Source organism: Vibrio bathopelagicus, from assembly GCF_014879975.1.
GTDB classification, from domain to species: Bacteria; Pseudomonadota; Gammaproteobacteria; order Enterobacterales; family Vibrionaceae; genus Vibrio; species Vibrio bathopelagicus.
This window is the reverse complement of the sequence record NZ_CP062500.1, coordinates 3,188,416-3,213,846: the sequence shown is the minus strand read 5'-3', so window position 1 is coordinate 3,213,846 and position 25,431 is coordinate 3,188,416. Positions and strand designations below refer to the sequence as shown.

At 44.7% G+C, this 25,431-nt stretch carries 15 protein-coding genes, 1 tRNA gene and 4 rRNA genes; 13 read left to right on the top strand and 7 right to left on the bottom strand.

Annotated features, from left to right (window positions below; translation table 11 throughout):
- Nucleotides 1-139 precede the first annotated feature (139 nt).
- The gene (gene arcA / locus IHV80_RS14275) at nucleotides 140-1,360 is read right to left on the bottom strand and encodes an arginine deiminase (RefSeq protein ID WP_009847726.1); all 1,221 of its coding nucleotides are present in this window, start codon (nucleotides 1,358-1,360) and stop codon (nucleotides 140-142) included.
- Nucleotides 1,361-1,937: 577 nt separating this feature from the next.
- Here arcA and rraB point away from each other — a divergent pair.
- Nucleotides 1,938-2,354, top strand: coding sequence for a ribonuclease E inhibitor RraB (rraB, locus tag IHV80_RS14270; protein WP_004735324.1), 417 nt, complete (start codon nucleotides 1,938-1,940; stop codon nucleotides 2,352-2,354).
- A 124-nt stretch (nucleotides 2,355-2,478) separates the two neighbouring features.
- Nucleotides 2,479-3,276, top strand: coding sequence for a glycosyl hydrolase 2 galactose-binding domain-containing protein (locus tag IHV80_RS14265; RefSeq protein WP_192889451.1), 798 nt, complete (start codon nucleotides 2,479-2,481; stop codon nucleotides 3,274-3,276).
- Nucleotides 3,277-3,370: 94 nt separating this feature from the next.
- On the opposite strand, the gene IHV80_RS14260 is transcribed toward IHV80_RS14265, so the two are convergent.
- Nucleotides 3,371-4,276, bottom strand: coding sequence for a bifunctional helix-turn-helix transcriptional regulator/GNAT family N-acetyltransferase (locus IHV80_RS14260; RefSeq protein ID WP_192889450.1), 906 nt, complete (start codon nucleotides 4,274-4,276; stop codon nucleotides 3,371-3,373).
- A 79-nt stretch (nucleotides 4,277-4,355) separates the two neighbouring features.
- Nucleotides 4,356-4,760 carry a DUF2061 domain-containing protein gene (locus IHV80_RS14255; protein WP_192889449.1) on the bottom strand — a complete coding sequence of 135 codons (405 nt, stop codon included), beginning with the start codon at nucleotides 4,758-4,760 and terminating at the stop codon, nucleotides 4,356-4,358.
- Nucleotides 4,761-5,091: 331 nt separating this feature from the next.
- Here IHV80_RS14255 and IHV80_RS14250 point away from each other — a divergent pair, with 331 nt between their 5' ends.
- Both IHV80_RS14250 and IHV80_RS14245 read left to right on the top strand, forming a co-directional pair.
- On the top strand, nucleotides 5,092-6,264 hold the full coding sequence (locus IHV80_RS14250) for a YjgN family protein (RefSeq protein WP_192889448.1): 1,173 nt from the start codon (nucleotides 5,092-5,094) through the stop codon (nucleotides 6,262-6,264).
- Nucleotides 6,265-7,266 (top strand): M48 family metallopeptidase, encoded by a 1,002-nt coding sequence (locus IHV80_RS14245; RefSeq protein ID WP_192889447.1) that lies wholly within the window; start codon nucleotides 6,265-6,267, stop codon nucleotides 7,264-7,266. It begins immediately after the preceding gene.
- A gap of 149 nt (nucleotides 7,267-7,415) precedes the next feature.
- Here the strand turns inward: IHV80_RS14245 and IHV80_RS14240 are convergent, their stop codons facing one another.
- From IHV80_RS14240 to pepA, 3 genes are all read right to left on the bottom strand, one after another.
- Nucleotides 7,416-10,289 carry a valine--tRNA ligase gene (locus IHV80_RS14240; protein ID WP_012604855.1) on the bottom strand — a complete coding sequence of 958 codons (2,874 nt, stop codon included), beginning with the start codon at nucleotides 10,287-10,289 and terminating at the stop codon, nucleotides 7,416-7,418.
- A gap of 102 nt (nucleotides 10,290-10,391) precedes the next feature.
- Nucleotides 10,392-10,841, bottom strand: coding sequence for a DNA polymerase III subunit chi (locus IHV80_RS14235; protein WP_192889446.1), 450 nt, complete (start codon nucleotides 10,839-10,841; stop codon nucleotides 10,392-10,394).
- Between the two features lie 99 nt (nucleotides 10,842-10,940).
- Nucleotides 10,941-12,461 (bottom strand): leucyl aminopeptidase, encoded by a 1,521-nt coding sequence (gene pepA, locus IHV80_RS14230; RefSeq protein ID WP_192889445.1) that lies wholly within the window; start codon nucleotides 12,459-12,461, stop codon nucleotides 10,941-10,943.
- Nucleotides 12,462-12,653: 192 nt separating this feature from the next.
- On the opposite strand from pepA, the gene lptF reads away from it, so the two are divergent.
- Both lptF and lptG read left to right on the top strand, forming a co-directional pair.
- Nucleotides 12,654-13,754: an LPS export ABC transporter permease LptF gene (gene lptF / locus IHV80_RS14225; RefSeq protein WP_029225986.1), complete on the top strand. Its 1,101-nt coding sequence runs from the start codon at nucleotides 12,654-12,656 to the stop codon at nucleotides 13,752-13,754.
- A 3-nt stretch (nucleotides 13,755-13,757) separates the two neighbouring features.
- Nucleotides 13,758-14,828 (top strand): LPS export ABC transporter permease LptG, encoded by a 1,071-nt coding sequence (gene lptG, locus IHV80_RS14220; protein ID WP_004735337.1) that lies wholly within the window; start codon nucleotides 13,758-13,760, stop codon nucleotides 14,826-14,828.
- A gap of 62 nt (nucleotides 14,829-14,890) precedes the next feature.
- Here lptG and IHV80_RS14215 read toward each other — a convergent pair whose 3' ends face one another.
- Nucleotides 14,891-15,367, bottom strand: a complete 477-nt coding sequence (locus IHV80_RS14215) for an RDD family protein (RefSeq protein ID WP_017107789.1) — start codon at nucleotides 15,365-15,367, stop codon at nucleotides 14,891-14,893.
- A 208-nt stretch (nucleotides 15,368-15,575) separates the two neighbouring features.
- Between IHV80_RS14215 and IHV80_RS14210 the strand changes: the two genes are divergently transcribed.
- The 7 genes from IHV80_RS14210 to IHV80_RS14180 all read left to right on the top strand — a co-directional run bounded on the left by IHV80_RS14210 (nucleotide 15,576) and on the right by IHV80_RS14180 (nucleotide 25,409).
- A tRNA-Leu gene (locus IHV80_RS14210) sits at nucleotides 15,576-15,660 on the top strand.
- Between the two features lie 476 nt (nucleotides 15,661-16,136).
- Entirely contained in the window at nucleotides 16,137-16,544 is a 408-nt protein-coding gene (locus IHV80_RS14205; RefSeq protein ID WP_029223348.1) for a VOC family protein, read from the top strand.
- An 83-nt stretch (nucleotides 16,545-16,627) separates the two neighbouring features.
- Nucleotides 16,628-17,881 (top strand): HD-GYP domain-containing protein, encoded by a 1,254-nt coding sequence (locus IHV80_RS14200; protein ID WP_192889444.1) that lies wholly within the window; start codon nucleotides 16,628-16,630, stop codon nucleotides 17,879-17,881.
- A 588-nt stretch (nucleotides 17,882-18,469) separates the two neighbouring features.
- A 16S ribosomal RNA gene (locus IHV80_RS14195) occupies nucleotides 18,470-20,024 on the top strand.
- Nucleotides 20,025-20,379: 355 nt separating this feature from the next.
- Nucleotides 20,380-23,273: ribosomal RNA gene (locus tag IHV80_RS14190) — 23S ribosomal RNA — on the top strand.
- A gap of 92 nt (nucleotides 23,274-23,365) precedes the next feature.
- Nucleotides 23,366-23,481: ribosomal RNA gene (gene rrf / locus IHV80_RS14185) — 5S ribosomal RNA — on the top strand.
- A 373-nt stretch (nucleotides 23,482-23,854) separates the two neighbouring features.
- Nucleotides 23,855-25,409: ribosomal RNA gene (locus IHV80_RS14180) — 16S ribosomal RNA — on the top strand.
- The 16S, 23S and 5S rRNA genes sit together here, the layout of an rRNA operon.
- Nucleotides 25,410-25,431: the final 22 nt, after the last annotated feature.

Genomic DNA, 25,431 nt, shown 5'->3' with positions numbered 1-25,431 from the left:
TATAGAATCAATGAAGAACTTAGTTAAACATAATAATGCTATATTTGTGAATATTTATTTTATTAAAATAATAAAAAAGGCCAGTACAATGGTACTGGCCTAGGTAAGTTAGTGTGTTCGTTTTATTGAGTTTTGTAGCTTAGATACCGTCTCTTTCGATAGGACAGCTCATACAGCGAGCGCCACCACGACCACGACCTAGCTCATTGCCCGGAATCGTCAGAACTTCGATACCGGCTTTGTCGTATTTCTCATTGGTGTAGACATTACGCTCATAACCGATAACCGTACCCGGTTTAACCGTCAGTACATTGTTAGCGTCATTCCACTGCTCACGTTCAGCTTCGTAGTTATCACCACCAGTTGTGATGATCTTCAGTTGATCGAGATCCAGCGCGCCTTCAATCGCTGTTAGGTAGTTTTCAGCTTTCTCTACTCGCATTTCGCCATTTTCTTTCGGCGTTAAGCGCCAAGTATCTAGGTCTTTGCGAACGATCTCTGGATAGACTGAGAATGTGTCGATATCCATGTGCGTCATGACCGTATCAAGGTGCATACAAGAGCGATGCTTCGGTAAATCAATCGCAATCACTTCTTTAGCTTGACCGGATTTGAATAAACTAGCCGCTAGGTTTTCAACACCTTGTGGTTTAGTACGCTCTGAAATACCGATAAGAACAGCGCCTTTACCGATAACCAGTACATCTCCACCTTCAATATTCGCATTGTCGTAATGAAGATCTTCATCACCGAAATACTTAATGAAGTCTTGGCCGGCGAATACAGGGTGCCAACGGTATATTGCTCGCAAGTGATTCGTTTCTCGTTGGCGAGCGGGCATCATCATAGGGTTAAGAGAGACGCCTCCATAAACCCAACAAGAAGTATCGCGGGTAAATAGATGGTTAGGTAGCGGCTCAATAACGAAATCAAGCGGGCGGTGCATCTTCGGTAGCATTGAAGAAGATTTAATAGGAAGTTCAGAGTAGGCTAAACCACCAAGTAGGATCGTGGCTAAGTGCTCATTGTCCATTTGAGCAAGGTACTCTCTTAAATCACGTGCGAATGTAGGGCCGTAACGGAAATCAGAGATTTGAGTATTAAGCAGCCACTCACGAGCTTGAGCTACAGCGAGTGTCTCAACCAGTAGGTCATGCAGTAATAACACTTCAACGTCTTGGTTACGAAGTGTCGTCGCAAAGGCATCGTGTTCTTCACCAGCCGCTTCTACTGCAAGTACATCATCAAAGAGTAGCTCATGACAGTTAGAAGGGGTGAGGTGGGTGAGTGCCCTTTCAGGCCTATTTAGGAGAACTCGTCTTAATTGACCGACTTCGGAGCCAACGTACAGCTTACTCATTTTGCATCCTTACTATTAATCCAGCGTCTATTTATGACAAGCTTGTTCGTAATATGCAAGTTTTGAAACTTGTGTAAAGGTTATGTTATTTTGATATTTTTGGTTTTAAATGCTGAGTTATGTTGAATTGTTAATATTAAAATCCAATCGAAAGGTTAGGTTCTGGAACAAACTTTTTGCGGATCTATGCTCAAATTTCAGTGATTCGATAATCCATTTTGCTTGGTGAACATGATTTTCCATTCAAAATTTATGCAGTTATTTACTTTTAAGTGAGGTTTTATGCATCAATGAAGTGATCGACCGTATGCATCTGATATGACTATCCACTCAATTTTGAGGGAGTAAGGCTAAAAGTAACAATAAAAATGAAATGCTAAAACACACGATGGTTAATAATATGTTGAAAATTTGTTTCTGTGATTTTGATTTCACTTTTTAATTGATATCCCTTCTGTTATCTAGCGATAAACTTACTCTTCTACGCCTGATCTAGGTGGCTTTTCTAGGCGATCCGTGCCATATTTCGTGGCAATCAAATTTGATCTTTTCATAGTCAACACTCTGGAGCAGACACATGTCTCACGAAGATGAATATCTATCAGTAGCGGAATTAATTGAATTTCAAAAAGGAGAGACTCGCGACATCATTGAAGCACTAATCGAAGATGGTAGCGATCCTGAAGCTCTATACGATATCGAGCATCACCTATTCGCTGAAGATTTCGCAGTACTTGAGAAAGCCGTTGTTGAAGCATTCAAAATGGGCTTTGAAGTGCTTGAAGCTGAAGAGACAGAGGACGAAGATGGCAATAAGCTACTTTGTTGTGATGCAACGATGCAGTGTACTCTGAACGCAGAAGCGATTGATGAGCAAGTTGAAAAGCTTGTAAATCTTGCAGAGAAGTTTGACATTATCTACGACGGTTGGGGTACTTACTACGAAGGTGAAGATGCTATCTACCCTGACGAAGATGATGAAGACGAAGAGTAATCTCTCCCAGTTTTAAAGAATGCCAGCCTTGAGCTGGCATTTTTTTGTCCTCAGAAAAATAAATGTCTTTATATGCATTCATTCATTATAATGCGGTCAAAATTGATCTAGCTCAAGGAATGACATGCGGCTACCTCTCGATGGTCTTTGGCAAATCTCGCCACTGACGGATCTCTCAATCCCACAAGATGACATTACCTTTCCTGCTCCATTAAGCTCAAAGCTCCCTAATAGCTTGAGTGAAGAAGAAATTGCAGAGCAAGAGTGGCACCTGATGCATGACATCGAAGTGGATGATGCCATGTTGGCGTGCCCATTTGTTGAGCTAGTCGTCGCAGGCGTTGACTACTTTGCAGAAGTACGACTCAATGGCGTTGCCGTATTTGACTGTGATGGCAGCGAAGCTGAATATCGCAAAGACATCCGCCCTTATATGCAGCTTGGTCGAAATCGTTTTGAGATCCTTTTCCTTGAAGAAGAGGAGAGCCTGTTGCTTGAAGAGGATATGGATGACTCTGTATCTTCAGCAGCCGTTGCTAAATCAGATTCACGTATTGGGATTTGGCACACACCGTATTTGCAGTTTGTTCGTAATGTGAAGCTTGAGCAAGTCGTCACCGAGCAAATCTGGCACCACGGTGGTGGCTGCGAGTTTAAAGTGGATGTTATTTATCAGACACTAAAAGCAGGACTAGTCTCTGCATCAATCAAATTCAACGGTATGACACTAGTCATGCCAATAGATGTACGAGCTGAGCATACTGGTGTTGTATTTCAGGTTGAAGCTCCGATCCTTTTTGATCTTGAGAACCCCAACCCTAAGCATTTATATCAATTAGAAGTTGAACTGGATGGACAGAAAGAAAGCTCTTTTGTCGCCTTGAATCCAGCCTCTTGCGCGAGTAACTTTTTACGTAACTAGCGGTTATTTAATTAGCCCGTTACACAATGAATCAATTTGCTCACTCGCTTGTCCTCTAATGAACTGCCGACGTTAACCCTATTTCAAAAACATATTATAGCGTTTTGGCCATGACAACCTCACAAGCGTCATGGCCTGTTTCTCCCCAGGCTGAATCAAGGTGCTCAAAGCCCAATTTTTCGTAAAGTTTAACGGCGGCATTAAGACATTCGGTTGTTTCTAGATACATATGTTGATAACCCAGTTCCTTAGCTTTGTCCATCGACATATTAACCAACTTCTTCGCTAAGCCTTTGCCTCTGGTTTCTGGTAAAAAGTACATTTTTTGCAGTTCACAGACTTCTGGCATACCTGCTAATGGTGCAAACCCACCACCACCGACAACCTTTCCATCAAGTTCAATCACCCAATACTGAGATCTTTCGTTGTTATAAACACTGAACATGTCTCCTAAGGTGGGATCCGCCACACCATAGCCTTTCTCTTCAGTTAGCCCGTTTTCATAAGAGACTTGGCGAATTACATTGGCAACTTCGGTGTTGTCCTGTTGTTGTAGAGGACGAACCACCACATCACTTGAAGCGTGGCTTTGTTGCAGTGCTTTAAGGTAATGCTCAATTCCCCCCGAAACTTGTTGAGTTTCTGCTTCCGTTAAACGCTCAAGTACCGAGTCATAAAATTGATTCTGTTGACTGTGAAGTTGGGCAAGAGTGTTTATCCCTTGATGTGTTACTGAAGCGACAATACTGCGCTTATCGTTGGGGTGTGGTGAGGTTTGAATTAACGAGTTCTTCGCTAGATTGTTGACTGCTCTACTGGCGTTGGACTTATCAATATTGAGCTTATCCGCTAATTGATTCACGGTTAATGGCTGTTGTTCTAGTTCAATCAGTGTATGAGCTTGAATCGGAGGCAGTGCAATATCACCACAATCTTTGTCTAGCATTCCAAGTTGTCGAACGAGCTGACGTGATAATTCTCTAAGTTGTGCTGAAGTCATGTTGCCTCTTAATATGGTTGCGATGTACAACTATAATTTAATTGCGCATCGCAACCATGTCAACCGTAAACTCTCTAGGTTAAGCATGTTGGTGCAAACAAAACTGTGGTTGTGCTGCTTGGCTTTCTGCTTTTCGTAACCACACCTTCTCATGGAAGTAGTAAGCCACGGTATTCAAAGCGGGTTCTAACGTTGCCATTACACCACCAACAAAGGCATCGCCAGTCAATAAGTAGACAACGGTAAAGGCAACACTAAAGTGGATAGTAGCGAAGCTTGCTGTTTTTAATTTAGTCATCCACTGACGAGCTTTAAGCGCTGGAACTTGAGCCCATGCCTTTTCATGAAAATAGAAAGCAACAGTATTCACAGAGGGCTCAATCATGGCAATTAAGCTGCCAATTAAGATGTCGCCTGTTAGTACGTAAGCGACACTAAATGCGATAGTAAAATGTAATGCAGCAAAGGTTAGTGTCTTTTTCATGATAATTACTCAGTCGTTGTGTTGTTTTGATAGAGTCATTATTGAGAATTATTATCATTAAATCTAATGGGTGGTTAAGATTGTTTTGATAGGTAAAAGCTATCAAAGGATTCTAGGGGTAAAATAATCTCTGGTTGAATGTAACTGTATAGTGATAAATATCTTAGTAAGGCTTATTCAACTCCTTGTTATTATTTGCAAAAGTTATGATAACTCCCTTTGATTTATCCGTTCAGGTTATTGATTAGCATGGCGTGTTTCTATAGCGTGCATCCTCTCAATGCGCACCAAGATGCGCATGATTTAATGATGAACGTCAGATGGAGTTAAAATGGAAAACAAAGAGTTGGAAACTAAGGTTCTCTTTCGTGGGAAAGGGAAAGAGTACTTTGGAATATGGATTGTTAACATTCTACTATCAGTGATCACGCTCGGTATTTATTCGGCGTGGGCAAAAGTACGCAATAAGCGCTATTTCTATGGCCATACGTCGATCGCAGGTGATAGCTTTGAATATCATGGGCAACCAATGCAGATCCTAAAAGGGCGTATTATTGCGGTGATTTGTGTCGTCGCTTGGGGAGTCAGTAATCAGTTTGCCCCTCAGGTGGCATTGGTTTTATTACTGGTTTTTTTTGCATTGTTACCATTGTTATCTCGCAGTAATGCTCGTTTTGATTCTGCAATGACAAGCTTTCGAAATGTTCACTTCTCTTTCAATGGTACTGTTTCCGGAGCCTACTGGGCAATTCTTGGGCGCGGTCTTGTTGTGACTGTCGGCGTATTTACGGCAATCATGGCAATAATATTTACTATGCAAATGAACATGATTGCTGGTGGTATCGCCATTTTACTATCCATACCTTCTTATGTTTATTTACAATCCTGGCTACTTGCCGGTATCGCTAATTATTTTTCTAATGGTTATCGCTATGGCGATCGTCAGTTTAAAGCTGATTACCAAGATGGCTTTTATTTCAAAGTATACTTAACCAGTATGATTACATGGTTGGTAGCCTCTATTGTTGCCGTCTTGGCTCTCTTCAGTACCGTTGGTTTCAGTATGATCACCAACCCTGAATCGTTATCCGAAATCACTAACAACGGAAGTTTGACTTCAGTGATAGTTGCTTACTACTTTGCTTTCATTGTTATGAGTATTGCGATTGCTGCTTACATTCAAGTAAAAATTAGAAATTACACCTTTTCTGAGTTAGTGCTTGAAGGAAAAGAAAATGAGGCCGATTCAACGTTAAGTTTTGCTTCGACATTAACGATAAAAGGCTACATGTTTTTAGTATTAACTAACTTCTTGCTTCAAGTGATTACCCTCGGGTTAGCTAGACCATGGGTGATGGTAAGAACGATGAACTACTTGTCGGAGAATTCGTATGTACAAGGCAATTTAGATTTACTAATAGCAAACGACCAACCGTCTGATGTGGAATCGGCTATTTCTGATGAAATAGCTCAAGCGTTTAATGTTGATCTTGGTATTGGCTAAATGATCTCTGGTGTTGCACACCCGCCTCGTAGTTCTGAACGCTGCGAGGCCATTTTAGATACCTCTCATCCTGATAAACTGCTCCTTAGTGTGGATGGCTCTATTGTCTCTGCATATTTTGAACGTGTTGAAATTATGCGAGGCGTTGGATCCGCTCCAACAAAGCTCAAATTCCCAGATGGATGGCAATTTATCACGGAGGAAAGTGATGAACTGGACATCTATTTGAGAGACAGAGGTAAACATAATTTCTTAGGTAAATTAGAGAAGAACATCACGGCTATCTTAGTTAGTAGTGTTGTTCTCGTGTTACTTACTATTTCTATGTTCACTCATGGGATCCCGTGGTTAACTCATCAAATAGTCACTTATCTACCTGATTCGGTGCCTAGACTGGTTGAAAATCAGGTTTTAGAGTCTTTAGATGAACAGTTCTTTGAGAGTTCTACTCTGTCGGAAGAACGACAGCGCCACATTCGACAGCGCTTTGAAAGGCAGTTGCAAAAAATGAGCATTGAAGGCGATGTACAGTTGGCTTTTCGTTCTTCAGAGCTTGGCGCCAATGCTTTTGCGCTGAGTGCTGGGACAATCATCGTATTAGATGATCTCGTTAGATTGACTACAGCGGAAGAGCAACTAGACAGTATCTTGTTACATGAATTAGGACATGTTCAGCACCAGCATGTAATGAAGGTGTTGGTTCGATCAAGTTTGTTGTCAGTAACTGTAGCGGCTTTGACAGGTGAAAGCTCTGGGATCATTGATAACCTTACTGGTCTTGGTGTGTTTGTTGCAAATAATGGTCAATCACAAGATGTAGAGCGAGAAGCGGATTCATTTGCTTCCTATTCGATGATCGAGCTGCATGGTTCTAATCAAGCTATGATTGAGATGTTTGAATTGTTAGGAAAAGATTCTGATGGACATGCTGAACTACCCACATGGCTCAGTTCTCATCCTGAACTGGGTGAACGGATTGAATCATTGAGGGACGTACATTAGTTGTTTAGTGAAAAAGGTTAGTGTTAATGTATAAGTCATTGTTATCTAATTGTAATTTATATTAATCAAACAATTAGCACCGAATTTTAGACAATAAAAAGGGCAGATAATAATCTGCCCTTTTTCTTACTTAAAAACTATCGCATGGATTATAAAGCTGCGATTGTCGCTTTTTGCTCTTCAAGCTTAACAAGAGTTTCTTGGTAGCCTTCAAGCTTTTCACGCTCTTTCGCGATAACCGCTTCTGGTGCTTTAGCAACAAAACCTTCGTTACCTAGCTTACCTTCGATACGCTTAATCTCACCGTGAGTCTTCGCTACTTCTTTATCTAGACGAGCAAGCTCTGCATCTTTGTCGATAAGACCCGCCATTGGAATCATCAGCTCTGATTTGCCAACTAACTTAGTTGCACAAGCTGGAGTTGCTTCGCCGTCTGCTAGAACTTTAATATCGTCTAGCTTAGCTAGAGAAGTAAGAACGATCTTGTTTGCTTCGATACGAGCTGCATCTTTCTCATCAGCGACTTTGATCATTACTTCTAAGCCTTGGCTTGGGGCAATGTCGTATTCCGCACGTAGATTACGGATAGCTGTGATGAAAGTTTTAACCCACTCGATATCGTCAACGATCTCAGCATTGAAGTTAGCTTCATTAAACTGAGGAAGCGCTTGAGTCATGATTGTCTCGCCTTCAACGCCGTCTACTAGCGGCTTAACGCTTTGCCAGATAGATTCAGTGATGTAAGGAAGAACAGGGTGTGCAAGACGCAGAGTTTTCTCAAGAACCGTGATCAGCGTGTAACGAGTCGCTTGTTGTTGAGCTTCAGTACCTTTCCAAAGAACAGGTTTAGTTAGCTCTAGGTACCAGTCACAGAATTGGTTCCAGATGAATTCGTAAAGCGTGTTTGCTGCCATGTCTAGACGGTAGTTGTCTAGGTGAGCATTAAACTCTTTCGCAGCAACTTCAAACTGAGATTCAATCCACTTATCAGCTAGAGAGAATTCCATGTTTGCACGGTCTTCTACAGACAGTGACATGCCACAGTCGTGCTCTTCTGTATTCATCAATACGTAACGGCTTGCGTTCCATAGTTTGTTACAGAAGTTACGGTAACCTTCAAGACGCTTCATGTCCCAGTTGATGTCACGGCCAGTTGAAGCCATAGCAGCAAGAGTGAAACGTAGTGCATCAGTACCGTATGGTTCGATACCATCTTCGAAAGTTTTACGTGTTGCTTTTTCGATCTTAGCAGCCAGTTTAGGTTGCATCATGTTGCCACAACGCTTCTCTACTAGCTCTTCAAGGCCGATGCCGTCAATCATATCAATTGGATCAAGTACGTTACCTTTCGACTTAGACATCTTGTCGCCGTTTTCATCACGGATAAGGCCCGTCATGTAAACGGTTTTGAAAGGTACTTGAGCCTTGCCGTCTTCGTCTTTCACGAAGTGCATGGTCATCATGATCATACGAGCAACCCAGAAGAAGATAATATCAAAACCAGATACTAGTACTTCTGATGGGTGGAATGTTTTCATTGCTTCAGTGTCTTCAGGCCAACCTTGTGTGCCGAACGTCCAAAGTGCAGAAGAGAACCATGTATCAAGAACGTCGTTGTCTTGCTTAAGAACAATTACCGGTGAAAGGTTGTTCTTTTCACGAACTTCTTCTTCAGTGCGACCTACGTAAACTTTACCATCGTTGTCGTACCATGCTGGGATACGGTGACCCCACCAAAGTTGACGAGAGATACACCAGTCTTGCACGTCACGCATCCACGCGAAGTACATGTTTTCGTACTGCTTAGGTACGAATTGGATCTCACCATCTTCAACGGCTTTAACAGCAGGAGCAGCAAGAGGCGCTGTACGCACGTACCATTGGTCAGTCAGCATTGGTTCGATAACCACGCCACCACGGTCACCGTAAGGAACGGTTAGATCGTGATCTTTGATTTCTTCAAGTAGGCCTAGTTCTTCAAATTCAGCAACCGTTGCACGACGAGCGGCAAAACGCTCCATACCTTGGTATTTAGCTGGAAGATCTGTTGAGTACACATCGCTCTCTTCACCGTTAGTTGTGAAGATCTCAGCCGCATCACGGATATCACCGTTGAACGTTAGGATGTTGATCATTGGTAGGCTATGGCGCTTGCCCACTTCGTAATCGTTAAAGTCATGAGCTGGCGTGATCTTCACACACCCCGTACCTTTATCCATGTCAGCGTGCTCATCTCCTACGATAGGGATAAGACGGTTTACGATAGGAAGCAGGATTTCTTTACCGATAAGATCTTTGTAGCGAGGATCTTCTGGGTTAACCGCAACGCCAGTATCACCAAGCATGGTTTCAGGACGCGTAGTCGCAACGACGATGTAGTCTTTGCCGTCAGCGGTTTTAACACCATTCGCTAGTGGGTAACGGAAGTGCCACATGAAACCTTTTTTGTCTTTGTTTTCAACTTCAAGATCAGAAATTGCAGTGTGCAGTTTAGGATCCCAGTTTACTAGACGCTTACCACGGTAGATTAGATCTTCTTCGTATAGACGAACAAACACTTCTTGAGTTGCAGCCGATAGGCCATCATCCATAGTGAATCGCTCACGATCCCAATCTACAGATGCACCAAGACGACGAAGCTGTTGAGTGATCGTGCCACCTGATTCGCCTTTCCATTCCCAGATCTTGTCGATGAAAGCTTCACGGCCGTAGTCGTGTTTTGTTTTGCCTTCTTCAGCAGCGATCTTACGCTCAACAACCATTTGAGTTGCGATACCAGCGTGGTCAGTACCTACTTGCCAAAGCGTATTTTTGCCTTTCATACGTTGAGCACGGATAAGCGTATCCATGATCGTATCTTGGAACGCGTGACCCATGTGTAGGCTACCAGTGACGTTCGGTGGCGGGATCATGATGCTGTAAGCTTCTTTTGATGTGTCACCGTGTGGCTTAAAGTAGCCTTTCTCTTCCCAAGTCTTATACAGAGCTTGTTCGATTGATGTTGGGTTGTATGTCTTTTCCATAGTGCTCTTAAACGGATACTGTGAATGGTTAATCGTGGTCAAACTTCATAAGTGAAGCATCTTGAATCTAAATCCAAAGATAGCTTTAACTATGAGGTTTGACTATGGATGTTGAATCTCGATAGTTTGTAGCTGATATCCAGCCTGACGGTAAATTTTATACCTTTCTCGAGCGAGTTGCTTAGGTTTTTCTTCGCAAGGAACGAAGTCTATCACCTGAGCAAAGGCGTTCGCAAAGGTTGTATGATTATCGGCCAGATTTATTACCAATTGGCGGTTCCAATTAGGTTTGACACCTTGATGGCCTATCTCAATATTCGTTGAATATTTTGGGCCTTCGCCAACCAAGTTGTGGGCGATAAACTCAGTAGGTTCTACCTGCCAAAAAACTTCAGCGATATGCTCAGCATGATCTTTATCGTTACAGTTGAGATAAAGTTTAGCGCCTTGTTTTGCAAAATGCTGCGCAAGAAACAACACATAGTGAGCAAAACCCTCCTCGCTGGCTTGCGGGCTGTCTGGAGACACAATGTAAAACGTAGCAGTCTGCATACTTAACACTCGAACTGAAAATCGTGGATATCAATGTTACTTGGTTAACAGGATCTAACAAATAGCGCTTATTAAAAAAGGGCCCGTAGGCCCTTTTCATTATTTTGAAGATTGCTCTTCAGTCTCATGGCAGCTGCGGTTCAATAAGAATTGGACTAGCATTGAGACAGGACGACCTGTCGAGCCTTTCGCTGCACCTGACTTCCACGCTGTACCTGCACTGTCGATGTGAGCCCAGTGGTACTTTTTAGTGAATTTAGACAGGAAACAACCTGCGGTGATAGTACCGCCAGGGCGGCCACCGATGTTTGCCATATCAGCAAACGGGCTGTTTAGCTGCTCATGGTACTCGTCTGCCATAGGTAGACGCCATGCACGGTCACTTGCTTGCTCTGAAGCATTTACAAGTTCATGAGAAAGAGGGTTGTGGTTTGATAGAACGCCACTGATGTGGTGACCTAAAGCAATAACACATGCGCCAGTTAGTGTTGCAACGTCAACAACACAATCAGGTTCAAAACGCTCAACGTAGGTTAGAGCATCACATAGAACCAAGCGACCTTCAGCATCAGTGTTGAGTACTTCAACTGTTTGGCCTGACATGGTTGTTAGAATGTCACCTGGGCGGTAAGCATTGCTACCCGGCATGTTTTCACAGCCTGCTAGAATACCAACAACGTTAATTGGCAAGTTAAGTTTCGCCAATGCTTTCATTGTACCGAATACAGATGCAGCACCACACATGTCGTACTTCATCTCATCCATGCCTTCACCAGGCTTAAGTGAGATACCGCCTGAATCGAAAGTAAGACCTTTACCGACTAGAACGATAGGTTTTGCATTTGGGTCAGCAGCACCTTTGTACTCCATGATAGACATCATAGATTCGTTCTTAGAGCCACGGCCTACTGCTAAGTATGAAGTCATACCCAGCTTTTCCATTTCTTCTTCACCGATGATCTTAGTCTTTACTGTCTCATAATCGTCAGCTAAACGACGAGCTTGAGAAGCTAGGTAAGCAGGATTTGCGATGTTCGGTGGCATGTTGCCAAGGTCTTTAGATGCTTTCACACCTGAAGCAATAGCAAGACCATGAGAGATCGCTTTTTCGCCAAGGCTTAGCTCGCGACGTGTTGGTACGTTGAATACTAATTTACGCAATGGGCGACGAGTCTCTGGTTTGTTGCTCTTAAATTGGTCAAATGTGTAAAGACCATCTTTAGTCGCTTCTACCGCTTGACGAACTTTCCAGTAAGTGTCGCGACCTTTAACGTGAAGCTCTGTAAGGAAACATACCGCTTCCATAGAACCTGTTTCGTTTAGTGTGCTGATGGTTTTTTGGATAATTTCTTTGTATTGACGCTCGCCTAGCTCACGTTCTTTACCACAGCCTACCAGTAGAACACGTTCTGAAAGTACACCAGGTACTTGATGCAGTAGCAGCATCTGGCCAGGTTTACCCTCTAGATCACCGCGACGAAGCAGTGAACTAATATAGCCATCGCTAATCTTATCTAATTGCTCGGCTACTGGAGAAAGGCGGCGCGGTTCGAATACACCGACAACGATACATGCGCTGCGCTGTTTCTCTGGGCTGCCACTTTTTACACTGAACTCCATGCGTACTCCTACATCCTGAAGACAAATCGAACTAAATGTTAGATAATGGGTTCTTACTTGTTGGATCCTATAATGGAACTAACCTTAAAGAAGAACGCTAACACTTAGCTAAAAATTTAAAAAAATAAAAGGTTCAACGGGAAATTATAGTGATTCAATCAAAAAAACAAGTTTTGTATAGGTAATTTGAGCGTGATTATTGTTAGATATTTGATCCGCGAGACAATCAAGAGCCAATTTGCGATCTTTTTTGTTCTCTTTCTCGTGTTTCTCAGCCAAAAATTCATCAGTGTTTTAGCGGACGCCTCTGATGGTGATATTCCTGCGAGCCTCATATTGTCGATTGTTGGTCTAAATATGCCAGCTATGGGCTTATTGATGCTTCCTCTCAGTATCTATATTGGTATTTTGCTTACTTTTGGCCGCCTTTACGCTGAAAGTGAAATAGTCGTAATGAACGCTACGGGTATTGGTAACAAATTCCTTATCCAATCTGCGCTTTATTTGGCTTTGATTACCGCTTCTGTTGCCGCTTTTAACTCATTTTGGTTATCTCCTTGGTCGCAAGACAAAGTTGAGCAAATGTATGAAGAGGTGGCTGCAGAGAACAGTGTTGATTTACTGCCAAAAGGTAAGTTTGAAGGCACGCCGGATGGTTCTTCTGTCGTTTTCATTGATGATATCGACGGTAATAAGTTAGAAAATGTGTTCGTTGCTCAAATGCGCCCACGTGATTCGGTATTGCCTAGTGTGATGTTCTCTAAGTCGGGTGATGTAAAAGAGCTCAGCGATGGTCGCCAAGTCATAGTTATGTATGATGGTACTCGTCATGAAGGGATTCCGACACGTCTTGATTATATGGTGACGCACTTTGAAGAGTACGAAGGCTTAATTGGTCAGCGTGAGGTCGAGAAAAAAGGTCGAGATTGGGAGGCCATTCCTACGCTCGAACTGATTGGCAACCCAGAAAACAGTGCGAAAGCGGAATTACAGTGGCGAATTTCATTGGTGCTTTGTATTCCATTGTTGACCATGCTTGTTGTGCCGCTGTCTGCGGTGAACCCTCGACAAGGTCGTTTCGCTAAAATTGGCCCAGCCATTCTAATTTACCTAACCTATTTCTTAGCAATCAGTGCAACTAAATCTTCGATTGAAGAGGGGAGTATCCCTGCGGTAGTCGGCATGTGGCCAATTAATGCGTTATTGTTATTTGTCGCGATTGGTGCAAACTTTATGGATAGCGTGCCAGTAAGGCGTTTGAAAGAAAAATTCAAGAATAAAAGGTTAGCTTAAGCCGTGTTTAAGATTCTCGATTTATATATAGGCAGAACCATCATCGCAACTACGTCATTGGTATTGGTGACGTTTGTTGGTCTTTCTGGGATTATCAAGTACGTAGAGCAGCTGAGAAAGGTTGGTCGTGGTACTTATGATCTATTACAAGCGCTGTATTTCGTTCTATTGAGTGTTCCTCGTGATATCGAAATGTTCTTTCCAATGGCCGCATTACTTGGCGCATTGATTGGACTGGGTATGCTTGCTGCGAGTTCTGAGCTAGTGGTGATGCAGGCTGCGGGTTTCTCTAAGTTAGATATTGGCCTATCGGTACTCAAAACCGCTATTCCATTAATGATCGTTGTGACTCTTCTTGGTCAATGGGGAGCTCCTCAAGCACAGAAGATGGCTCGTGACTTAAGAACCATATCGATTGCTGGTGGTAATATCATCTCTACCCAAAGTGGGGTATGGGCGCGTGATGCTAATGACTTTATATTCGTTGTCAAAATTGACGATGAAAAGTTATATGGTTTGAACATGTGGCGCTTTGATGAAAATAAGGCACTTAAGACGGCGATATATTCTGAAGAAGTGGATTACGTCGGAGACAACGTTTGGACAATGAACGATGTCGAGATCACGTCGTTCGAAAATGAGATTCAAATTACCAAAGAAAGTCTACCTACATACTCATGGAAGACATCACTTGCTCCAGATAAGCTTGCGATTGTAACGGTTAAGCCAGAAGAGCTCTCTTTAAGTGGACTGTATGATTATGTTTCCTACCTTAAAGCGTCGGAGCAAGATGCATCACGCTATGAACTCGCTTTATGGAGAAAGATAACTCAGCCTATCTCGATAGCGGTCATGATGTTGATGGCACTGTCGTTTATCTTTGGTCCATTGCGAAGTGTGACTATGGGAGCAAGGATTCTATCGGGGGTTATTGCAGGTTTTACTTTCTATATATCCAGTGAGTTCTTTGGCCCGGTCAGTTTGGTTTATCAAATACCACCGGCCTTTGGGGCGCTCGCTCCGAGCGTGGTGTTCCTCGGAATTGCCATCATGCTCTTGAGACGGAAACTGTAAATAGAAAAAGGAAGGCATAACGCCTTCCTTTTTTGATCTTGATTGTAGTGAGGTTAATAGCGTTATCGTGCTTGTGGTAGCACTACTACTTCAGTCTTCGCCCAGATGTCGTGAAAGCCACGCTTCTGAGGATCGAATGGAACACATAAGTTTGCCAATCCAAATCCTGAGGTTCCTAAGCGAATCAGCGCTTGGGTTACGGTAATTGCTGAGCCATCTTTGTTTTGAACACGCAGTTTCCAAGCTCTCATTCCTAGCGTTTGGCCTGCTCTTGTCCAGAAGAAAACAAAGAAGTACACCCAAACTACGACTAAGTAGAAAGTATATGCAGGGCTCCAGATTGGGTGGTTCGTTAAGAAGTCACTAACATCGGCATAACCGCTATGGTTAAAGACGCCAAGAGCCATGAGAGCGTGCAGCAGAGCGACAATGACGCCAGCCGCCAACATTTCAATAGCAATTACGATAAGGGCGTCATAGAACAAGGCACCAAATCGGCGCATTACTCCTGCTGGTGGCATTGTGTTTGTTGATGTCATGGTGTTATTACTTCTTCAAAAATTTAGGCGTCAGAATATAGGCTAAGGCTTAGCGTGAAAAGAGACATGACGCACAGCTTATGACTTAGTGGCGAAATTATCGGCAAACACACATGAATTCAAGTTTTTATACTTGCCACATCAGTTCGCATACGTATAATGCCAGACATCGAAAGGGCAATGCCCCAAGATAATGCCCCAAGATAATGCCGGTATGGTGAAATTGGTATACACGACGGATTCAAAATCCGTTGCCTTCGGGCGTGGCGGTTCAAGTCCGCCTACCGGTACCATATTTAAATGATAAAGCCTCGACTCATGTCGGGGCTTTGTTGTATCTGGAGAGCAGGAAATGTTGCCTTCGTGGTAGCGGCAGGAGTGTCTGTCCAATCACTCCGCCTAACCGCCCCCAAACACAGAAAGGTCGCTATTATAGCGACCTTTCGTCGTTTTGGACGTTTGTGAATTCCTAACCTAGCGTGTCGGCTTGGATGCAAGCCCAGCCAAGTCACCTACCGGTACCATATTTAAATGACAAAGCCTCGACTCAAGTCGGGGCTTTGTTGTATCTGGAGAGTAGGAAGTGTTGCCTTCGTGGTGGCGGCAGGAAGGCTTCATTAATCAGTCAGATCTTTATGCTTCATCCCTAAATCTCACCGTTTCCTTTCGTAATTCAAATTCCTAGTAAATTAATCATCTTAAATCAGAATGTTACCTATCATTCTGTCTTCTATTGTCTATGTTTAAAGAAATAGCAGAGGAGAGAGATATGCTGACAGTAACCCCTTATTTGTTTTTTGATGGCCGTTGTAATGAAGCGTTGGATTTTTACCATAAGTGTTTTGGCGGTGTGGTTTTATCGAAACAACTTTTTAGTGATGCGCCACAAGTAATAGAGGGAGCTCAACCTGATTGGATTATGCATGCTGAGTTCGAAGCGTTCGGTATGAAGCTCATGATGTCTGATGGTGTTAAAGCCAAGGAACTCGAAGGTAACAACCTGGCACTCTCGCTTGTTACCGAAGATACCGCGACTCAGGAACACATCTTTGAAAAGCTTAAGCAAGGCGGGCGTATAATGACACCGCTAGCGGATACTTTTTGGGGCGCCCGGTTTGGCAAAGTCGAAGACAAGTTCGGTATACGTTGGATGGTGCATTGTGATTCTTTAAGTTGAACCTGTGAAATTGGATAGTGAAATTGCTGCTTGGTTTTATTAGAATTATAAATAGAGATTAATAATCAATATTATATATAAAAATGGGCAGCATAAAGATTACCGTAGATCGCATTCAGCCCGGTCTACATATACGACTCCCAGTAAAATGGAATGAACACCCATTTCTACTCAATAGCTTTAAAATCAAAGATGATGCTCAAGTAAAGGTCATTCGACACCTTGGGATTAAGCACGTCTATATAAACCCGAACCAAAGTGATACATCACCTTTACCCGCTAACCATGTGAGTGGACAAGATCTTGATACTGATTTACAGGTAAGTCTTGAAGCGGAAAGAATGTGGAAAGATAAGCATGAACGTATCGAAACTCTAAGCTCTTACCGTCGTAGGGTGAGTCATTGCGAGAAAGAGTTCGAACGTTCGCTTGCTCGAATGCGTTCAGTGATGACCAAAATCCGTAATCGCCCCTTAGATGCAGTAGGGGAGGTTAAGGCTCTTGTTGATGATATTGTTGAAACGCTAGTGAGTGACGATAACGTAACCTTGCATCTCATGAATGCAAAAGCTGACTTTGAAGACATCTATTTTCATACATTAAATGTCTCTGTTGTTGCGCTAATGATAGGTAAAGCCAAAGGCTACAATACGCAACAGTTGAAAGATCTTTCATTTGCCGCGTTGTTCCACGATGTAGGCAAAATCAAAATACCAGTTGCGATATTAAGAAAGCAGAGCGCACTGACGGTACCAGAAGAGAACTATCTAAAGCTTCACACCAAATATGGTGCAGATATTGTCTCAGGAATTGATGACTTTCCTGACAGTGCTAAAAAGGTGATTGCTCAACATCATGAGATGAATGATGGTTCTGGTTATCCCGAAGGCCTAAAAGAGCAAGAGATTGATGAGTTTGCAAAGATAGTTGCAGTAGCTAATGCATTCGATAACCTTTGCCATGGTAAAACGCAATCCCAACAAAAGATTCCTTACTTAGCACTCTCTCATTTATATAAGAACTGCAAACATCTATATAGTCAGGACAACTTGAGTCTGTTAGTTAAGTTTATGGGAGTGTATCCACCGGGTACTGTCGTGCAGCTTTCAAATGAATCAATTGGAATCGTGATTTCAGTTAATGCCAAACACATGCTTTACCCGAATGTACTGATCTATGATCCTAGCGTCCCAAGAACCCAAGCCCCGATCATTGACCTCTTTACTAAAGAGATAAAAATTGTCAATGCCGTTCATCCAAGCAAATTACCGGAACAAGTTAGAGAATATCTAAACCCTAGGGCTCGTTTATCTTATTTTTTTGATAATGGCGAGTAGTTATCCACAGGGTGTTGTGGGTAATTTGTTCGAAACTTGGGTTGAAAGTGGTATAAATAAGCCCTTGGTTGAAATGTCTTCGCTTAACCTCTTTTTTCAATAAAAAACGTATTTAATGCTTGCCAATATGAGCGGCATCTCTATAATGCCGCCTCACTGACACGGCAGACGCCACAAGGCTTCAGCGCAGAATGTTAGTAAGGCAACTAGCTTAAAGCGATTAATCGCTCCTACTTTTAAAAAGTAGGAATTAATTCTCAATAAGTGTTTGACACTGAGAATTAAAACGCTAGAATGGCCGTCCACTTCGAGAGGCTCCTTATTTAAAAGGGACGCTCAACAAGTGAAGCTCTTTAACAATTTAAACCTATCAATCTGTGTGGGCACTCGTTGATGAATATCAAAACGTTTTATCGTTAGATAAAACAGATTCTTCGGAATCAAAATTGATTTCAATGAACTGAGTGACCAATACGAATAACTTCGGTTATTTGGCACAGTCAATTCATTACCATTCTGTTGGAATGGTAATAGCTTTAAAATTACATAGTAGTTTTGAAGTCAGTATTCGTTGAGTCACAAAATCTTAAATTGAAGAGTTTGATCATGGCTCAGATTGAACGCTGGCGGCAGGCCTAACACATGCAAGTCGAGCGGAAACGACACTAACAATCCTTCGGGTGCGTTAATGGGCGTCGAGCGGCGGACGGGTGAGTAATGCCTAGGAAATTGCCTTGATGTGGGGGATAACCATTGGAAACGATGGCTAATACCGCATAATGCCTACGGGCCAAAGAGGGGGATCTTCGGACCTCTCGCGTCAAGATATGCCTAGGTGGGATTAGCTAGTTGGTGAGGTAATGGCTCACCAAGGCGACGATCCCTAGCTGGTCTGAGAGGATGATCAGCCACACTGGAACTGAGACACGGTCCAGACTCCTACGGGAGGCAGCAGTGGGGAATATTGCACAATGGGCGAAAGCCTGATGCAGCCATGCCGCGTGTATGAAGAAGGCCTTCGGGTTGTAAAGTACTTTCAGTTGTGAGGAAGGGGGTAGTGTTAATAGCGCTATCTCTTGACGTTAGCAACAGAAGAAGCACCGGCTAACTCCGTGCCAGCAGCCGCGGTAATACGGAGGGTGCGAGCGTTAATCGGAATTACTGGGCGTAAAGCGCATGCAGGTGGTTCATTAAGTCAGATGTGAAAGCCCGGGGCTCAACCTCGGAACTGCATTTGAAACTGGTGAACTAGAGTGCTGTAGAGGGGGGTAGAATTTCAGGTGTAGCGGTGAAATGCGTAGAGATCTGAAGGAATACCAGTGGCGAAGGCGGCCCCCTGGACAGACACTGACACTCAGATGCGAAAGCGTGGGGAGCAAACAGGATTAGATACCCTGGTAGTCCACGCCGTAAACGATGTCTACTTGGAGGTTGTGGCCTTGAGCCGTGGCTTTCGGAGCTAACGCGTTAAGTAGACCGCCTGGGGAGTACGGTCGCAAGATTAAAACTCAAATGAATTGACGGGGGCCCGCACAAGCGGTGGAGCATGTGGTTTAATTCGATGCAACGCGAAGAACCTTACCTACTCTTGACATCCAGAGAAGCCAGCGGAGACGCAGGTGTGCCTTCGGGAGCTCTGAGACAGGTGCTGCATGGCTGTCGTCAGCTCGTGTTGTGAAATGTTGGGTTAAGTCCCGCAACGAGCGCAACCCTTATCCTTGTTTGCCAGCGAGTAATGTCGGGAACTCCAGGGAGACTGCCGGTGATAAACCGGAGGAAGGTGGGGACGACGTCAAGTCATCATGGCCCTTACGAGTAGGGCTACACACGTGCTACAATGGCGCATACAGAGGGCAGCAAGCTAGCGATAGTGAGCGAATCCCAAAAAGTGCGTCGTAGTCCGGATTGGAGTCTGCAACTCGACTCCATGAAGTCGGAATCGCTAGTAATCGTGAATCAGAATGTCACGGTGAATACGTTCCCGGGCCTTGTACACACCGCCCGTCACACCATGGGAGTGGGCTGCAAAAGAAGTGGGTAGTTTAACCTTTCGGGGAGGACGCTCACCACTTTGTGGTTCATGACTGGGGTGAAGTCGTAACAAGGTAGCCCTAGGGGAACCTGGGGCTGGATCACCTCCTTATACGAAGATACTTACGATGAGTGTCCACACAGATTGATGGTTTAGATTTAGTTAAAGCCAGAGCTTTAATTAATAACGTAAGTTATTGATTAAAGCTTTTTGCTTTATGCTCTTTAACAATTTGGAAAGCTGACTGATTTGATTACTTACGAGTAATTCAAATCAAATTTAAAAGTTCTCAATGTTTATCTTTCATTAGATAAACACAACAAACACATTCAAGTGTCTTGTATTCGAATCAAATTTATTTGATTCACAATTGAGTCCGGCAAACAGTTATCAAGAATTAACCCTTCTTGATGACAACCAAAAACCTTGGTTAGTTGCCATACACTAAGACCCTTTCGGGTTGTATGGTTAAGTGACTAAGCGTACACGGTGGATGCCTTGGCAGTCAGAGGCGATGAAAGACGTAATAACTTGCGATAAGCCCAGATTAGGTAGTAATAACCTTTTGAGTCTGGGATTTCTGAATGGGGAAACCCACGTGCATAAGCACGTATCCTGTTGTGAATACATAGCAACAGGAGGCAAACCGGGGGAACTGAAACATCTAAGTACCCCGAGGAAGAGAAATCAACCGAGATTCCGAAAGTAGCGGCGAGCGAAATTGGATTAGCCCTTAAGCTTTTAATGATGCAGGTGAAGAGTCTGGAAAGTCTCGCAATAAAGGGTGATAGCCCCGTAACCGACACATCATAATCAGTGAAATCGAGTAGGGCGGGACACGTGATATCCTGTCTGAATATGGGGGGACCATCCTCCAAGGCTAAATACTACTGACTGACCGATAGTGAACCAGTACCGTGAGGGAAAGGCGAAAAGAACCCCTGTGAGGGGAGTGAAATAGAACCTGAAACCGTGTACGTACAAGCAGTAGGAGCACCTTCGTGGTGTGACTGCGTACCTTTTGTATAATGGGTCAGCGACTTAATTTTAGTAGCAAGGTTAACCGTTTAGGGGAGCCGTAGGGAAACCGAGTCTTAACTGGGCGTACAGTTGCTAGGATTAGACCCGAAACCAGGTGATCTAGCCATGGGCAGGTTGAAGGTTGAGTAACATCAACTGGAGGACCGAACCGACTAATGTTGAAAAATTAGCGGATGACTTGTGGCTAGGGGTGAAAGGCCAATCAAACCTGGAGATAGCTGGTTCTCCCCGAAAGCTATTTAGGTAGCGCCTCGGACGAATACTACTGGGGGTAGAGCACTGTTAAGGCTAGGGGGTCATCCCGACTTACCAACCCTTTGCAAACTCCGAATACCAGTAAGTACTATCCGGGAGACACACGGCGGGTGCTAACGTCCGTCGTGGAGAGGGAAACAACCCAGACCGCCAGCTAAGGTCCCAAAGTATAGCTAAGTGGGAAACGATGTGGGAAGGCTCAGACAGCCAGGATGTTGGCTTAGAAGCAGCCATCATTTAAAGAAAGCGTAATAGCTCACTGGTCGAGTCGGCCTGCGCGGAAGATGTAACGGGGCTAAGCTATACACCGAAGCTGCGGCTACGTACCTTAGGGTATGTGGGGTAGGGGAGCGTTCTGTAAGCCGTTGAAGGTGGTCTGTAAGGGCTGCTGGAGGTATCAGAAGTGCGAATGCTGACATGAGTAACGATAAAGGGAGTGAAAAACTCCCTCGCCGGAAGACCAAGGGTTCCTGTCCAACGTTAATCGGGGCAGGGTAAGTCGACTCCTAAGGCGAGGCCGAAAGGCGTAGTCGATGGGAAACGGGTTAATATTCCCGTACTTCTTACAATTGCGATGGGGGGACGGAGAAGGCTAGGTGGGCCTGGCGACGGTTGTCCAGGTTCAAGTATGTAGGCGGAAAGTTTAGGTAAATCCGGACTTTCTTTAACGCTGAGATACGATGTCGAGCTACTACGGTAGTGAAGTCATTGATGCCATGCTTCCAGGAAAAGCCTCTAAGCTTCAGATTGTAAGGAATCGTACCCCAAACCGACACAGGTGGTCGGGTAGAGAATACCAAGGCGCTTGAGAGAACTCGGGTGAAGGAACTAGGCAAAATGGTACCGTAACTTCGGGAGAAGGTACGCTCTTATCAGTGAAGTCCCTTGCGGATGGAGCAGACGAGAGTCGCAGATACCAGGTGGCTGCAACTGTTTATTAAAAACACAGCACTGTGCAAAATCGTAAGATGACGTATACGGTGTGACGCCTGCCCGGTGCCGGAAGGTTAATTGATGGGGTTAGACTTCGGTCGAAGCTCTTGATCGAAGCCCCGGTAAACGGCGGCCGTAACTATAACGGTCCTAAGGTAGCGAAATTCCTTGTCGGGTAAGTTCCGACCTGCACGAATGGCGTAATGATGGCCACGCTGTCTCCACCCGAGACTCAGTGAAATTGAAATCGCTGTGAAGATGCAGTGTACCCGCGGCTAGACGGAAAGACCCCGTGAACCTTTACTACAGCTTGGCACTGAACATTGAACCTACATGTGTAGGATAGGTGGGAGACTATGAAACCGCGTCGCTAGATGTGGTGGAGTCGTCCTTGAAATACCACCCTTGTAGTTTTGATGTTCTAACGTTGGCCCCTGAATCGGGGTTACGGACAGTGCCTGGTGGGTAGTTTGACTGGGGCGGTCTCCTCCCAAAGAGTAACGGAGGAGCACGAAGGTGGGCTAAACACGGTTGGACATCGTGTGGTTAGTGCAATGGCATAAGCCCGCTTGACTGCGAGAATGACAATTCGAGCAGGTGCGAAAGCAGGTCATAGTGATCCGGTGGTTCTGAATGGAAGGGCCATCGCTCAACGGATAAAAGGTACTCCGGGGATAACAGGCTGATACCGCCCAAGAGTTCATATCGACGGCGGTGTTTGGCACCTCGATGTCGGCTCATCACATCCTGGGGCTGAAGTCGGTCCCAAGGGTATGGCTGTTCGCCATTTAAAGTGGTACGCGAGCTGGGTTTAGAACGTCGTGAGACAGTTCGGTCCCTATCTGCCGTGGGCGTTGGAAAATTGAAAGGGGCTGCTCCTAGTACGAGAGGACCGGAGTGGACGAACCTCTGGTGTTCGGGTTGTCATGCCAATGGCATTGCCCGGTAGCTAAGTTCGGAATCGATAACCGCTGAAAGCATCTAAGCGGGAAGCGAGCCTTGAGATGAGTTTTCCCTGACGCTATAAGCGTCCTAAAGGGTTGTCGTAGACTACGACGTTGATAGGCAGGGTGTGTAAGTGCTGCGAGGCATTGAGCTAACCTGTACTAATTGCCCGTGAGGCTTAACCATACAACACCCAAGGGGTTTTGTGGACTCAAAGACAGACCTTGAATGAGTTTGAAGAGACACTTTTAGATTAGCTTTCCGAATTTTAAAATTTGCTTGGCGACCATAGCATTGTGGACCCACCTGATTCCATGCCGAACTCAGAAGTGAAACACAATAGCGCCGATGGTAGTGTGGGGTTTCCCCATGTGAGAGTAGGACATCGCCAGGCTTTAATTTCGACTTTGTCTAGTTTCTAGACAAGTCACCATAGAGTTCTAAGTTTCTTAGAGTTTTATGTTGACTTTCAAAGTGGAAAGCGTATTATACGCGTCCTGCTTACGTGCTAAGGCACTGAAAGCAAAGCTCTTTAACAATTTAAACCTATCAATCTGTGTGGGCACTCGTTGATGAATATCAAAACGTTTTATCGTTAGATAAAACAGATTCTTCGGAATCAAAATTGATTTCAATGAACTGAGTGACCAATACGAATAACTTCGGTTATTTGGCACAGTCAATTCATTACCATTCTGTTGGAATGGTAATAGCTTTAAAATTACATAGTAGTTTTGAAGTCAGTATTCGTTGAGTCACAAAATCTTAAATTGAAGAGTTTGATCATGGCTCAGATTGAACGCTGGCGGCAGGCCTAACACATGCAAGTCGAGCGGAAACGACACTAACAATCCTTCGGGTGCGTTAATGGGCGTCGAGCGGCGGACGGGTGAGTAATGCCTAGGAAATTGCCTTGATGTGGGGGATAACCATTGGAAACGATGGCTAATACCGCATAATGCCTACGGGCCAAAGAGGGGGATCTTCGGACCTCTCGCGTCAAGATATGCCTAGGTGGGATTAGCTAGTTGGTGAGGTAATGGCTCACCAAGGCGACGATCCCTAGCTGGTCTGAGAGGATGATCAGCCACACTGGAACTGAGACACGGTCCAGACTCCTACGGGAGGCAGCAGTGGGGAATATTGCACAATGGGCGAAAGCCTGATGCAGCCATGCCGCGTGTATGAAGAAGGCCTTCGGGTTGTAAAGTACTTTCAGTTGTGAGGAAGGGGGTAGTGTTAATAGCGCTATCTCTTGACGTTAGCAACAGAAGAAGCACCGGCTAACTCCGTGCCAGCAGCCGCGGTAATACGGAGGGTGCGAGCGTTAATCGGAATTACTGGGCGTAAAGCGCATGCAGGTGGTTCATTAAGTCAGATGTGAAAGCCCGGGGCTCAACCTCGGAACTGCATTTGAAACTGGTGAACTAGAGTGCTGTAGAGGGGGGTAGAATTTCAGGTGTAGCGGTGAAATGCGTAGAGATCTGAAGGAATACCAGTGGCGAAGGCGGCCCCCTGGACAGACACTGACACTCAGATGCGAAAGCGTGGGGAGCAAACAGGATTAGATACCCTGGTAGTCCACGCCGTAAACGATGTCTACTTGGAGGTTGTGGCCTTGAGCCGTGGCTTTCGGAGCTAACGCGTTAAGTAGACCGCCTGGGGAGTACGGTCGCAAGATTAAAACTCAAATGAATTGACGGGGGCCCGCACAAGCGGTGGAGCATGTGGTTTAATTCGATGCAACGCGAAGAACCTTACCTACTCTTGACATCCAGAGAAGCCAGCGGAGACGCAGGTGTGCCTTCGGGAGCTCTGAGACAGGTGCTGCATGGCTGTCGTCAGCTCGTGTTGTGAAATGTTGGGTTAAGTCCCGCAACGAGCGCAACCCTTATCCTTGTTTGCCAGCGAGTAATGTCGGGAACTCCAGGGAGACTGCCGGTGATAAACCGGAGGAAGGTGGGGACGACGTCAAGTCATCATGGCCCTTACGAGTAGGGCTACACACGTGCTACAATGGCGCATACAGAGGGCAGCAAGCTAGCGATAGTGAGCGAATCCCAAAAAGTGCGTCGTAGTCCGGATTGGAGTCTGCAACTCGACTCCATGAAGTCGGAATCGCTAGTAATCGTGAATCAGAATGTCACGGTGAATACGTTCCCGGGCCTTGTACACACCGCCCGTCACACCATGGGAGTGGGCTGCAAAAGAAGTGGGTAGTTTAACCTTTCGAGGAGGACGCTCACCACTTTGTGGTTCATGACTGGGGTGAAGTCGTAACAAGGTAGCCCTAGGGGAACCTGGGGCTGGATCACCTCCTTATACGAAGATATTTACGATGAGT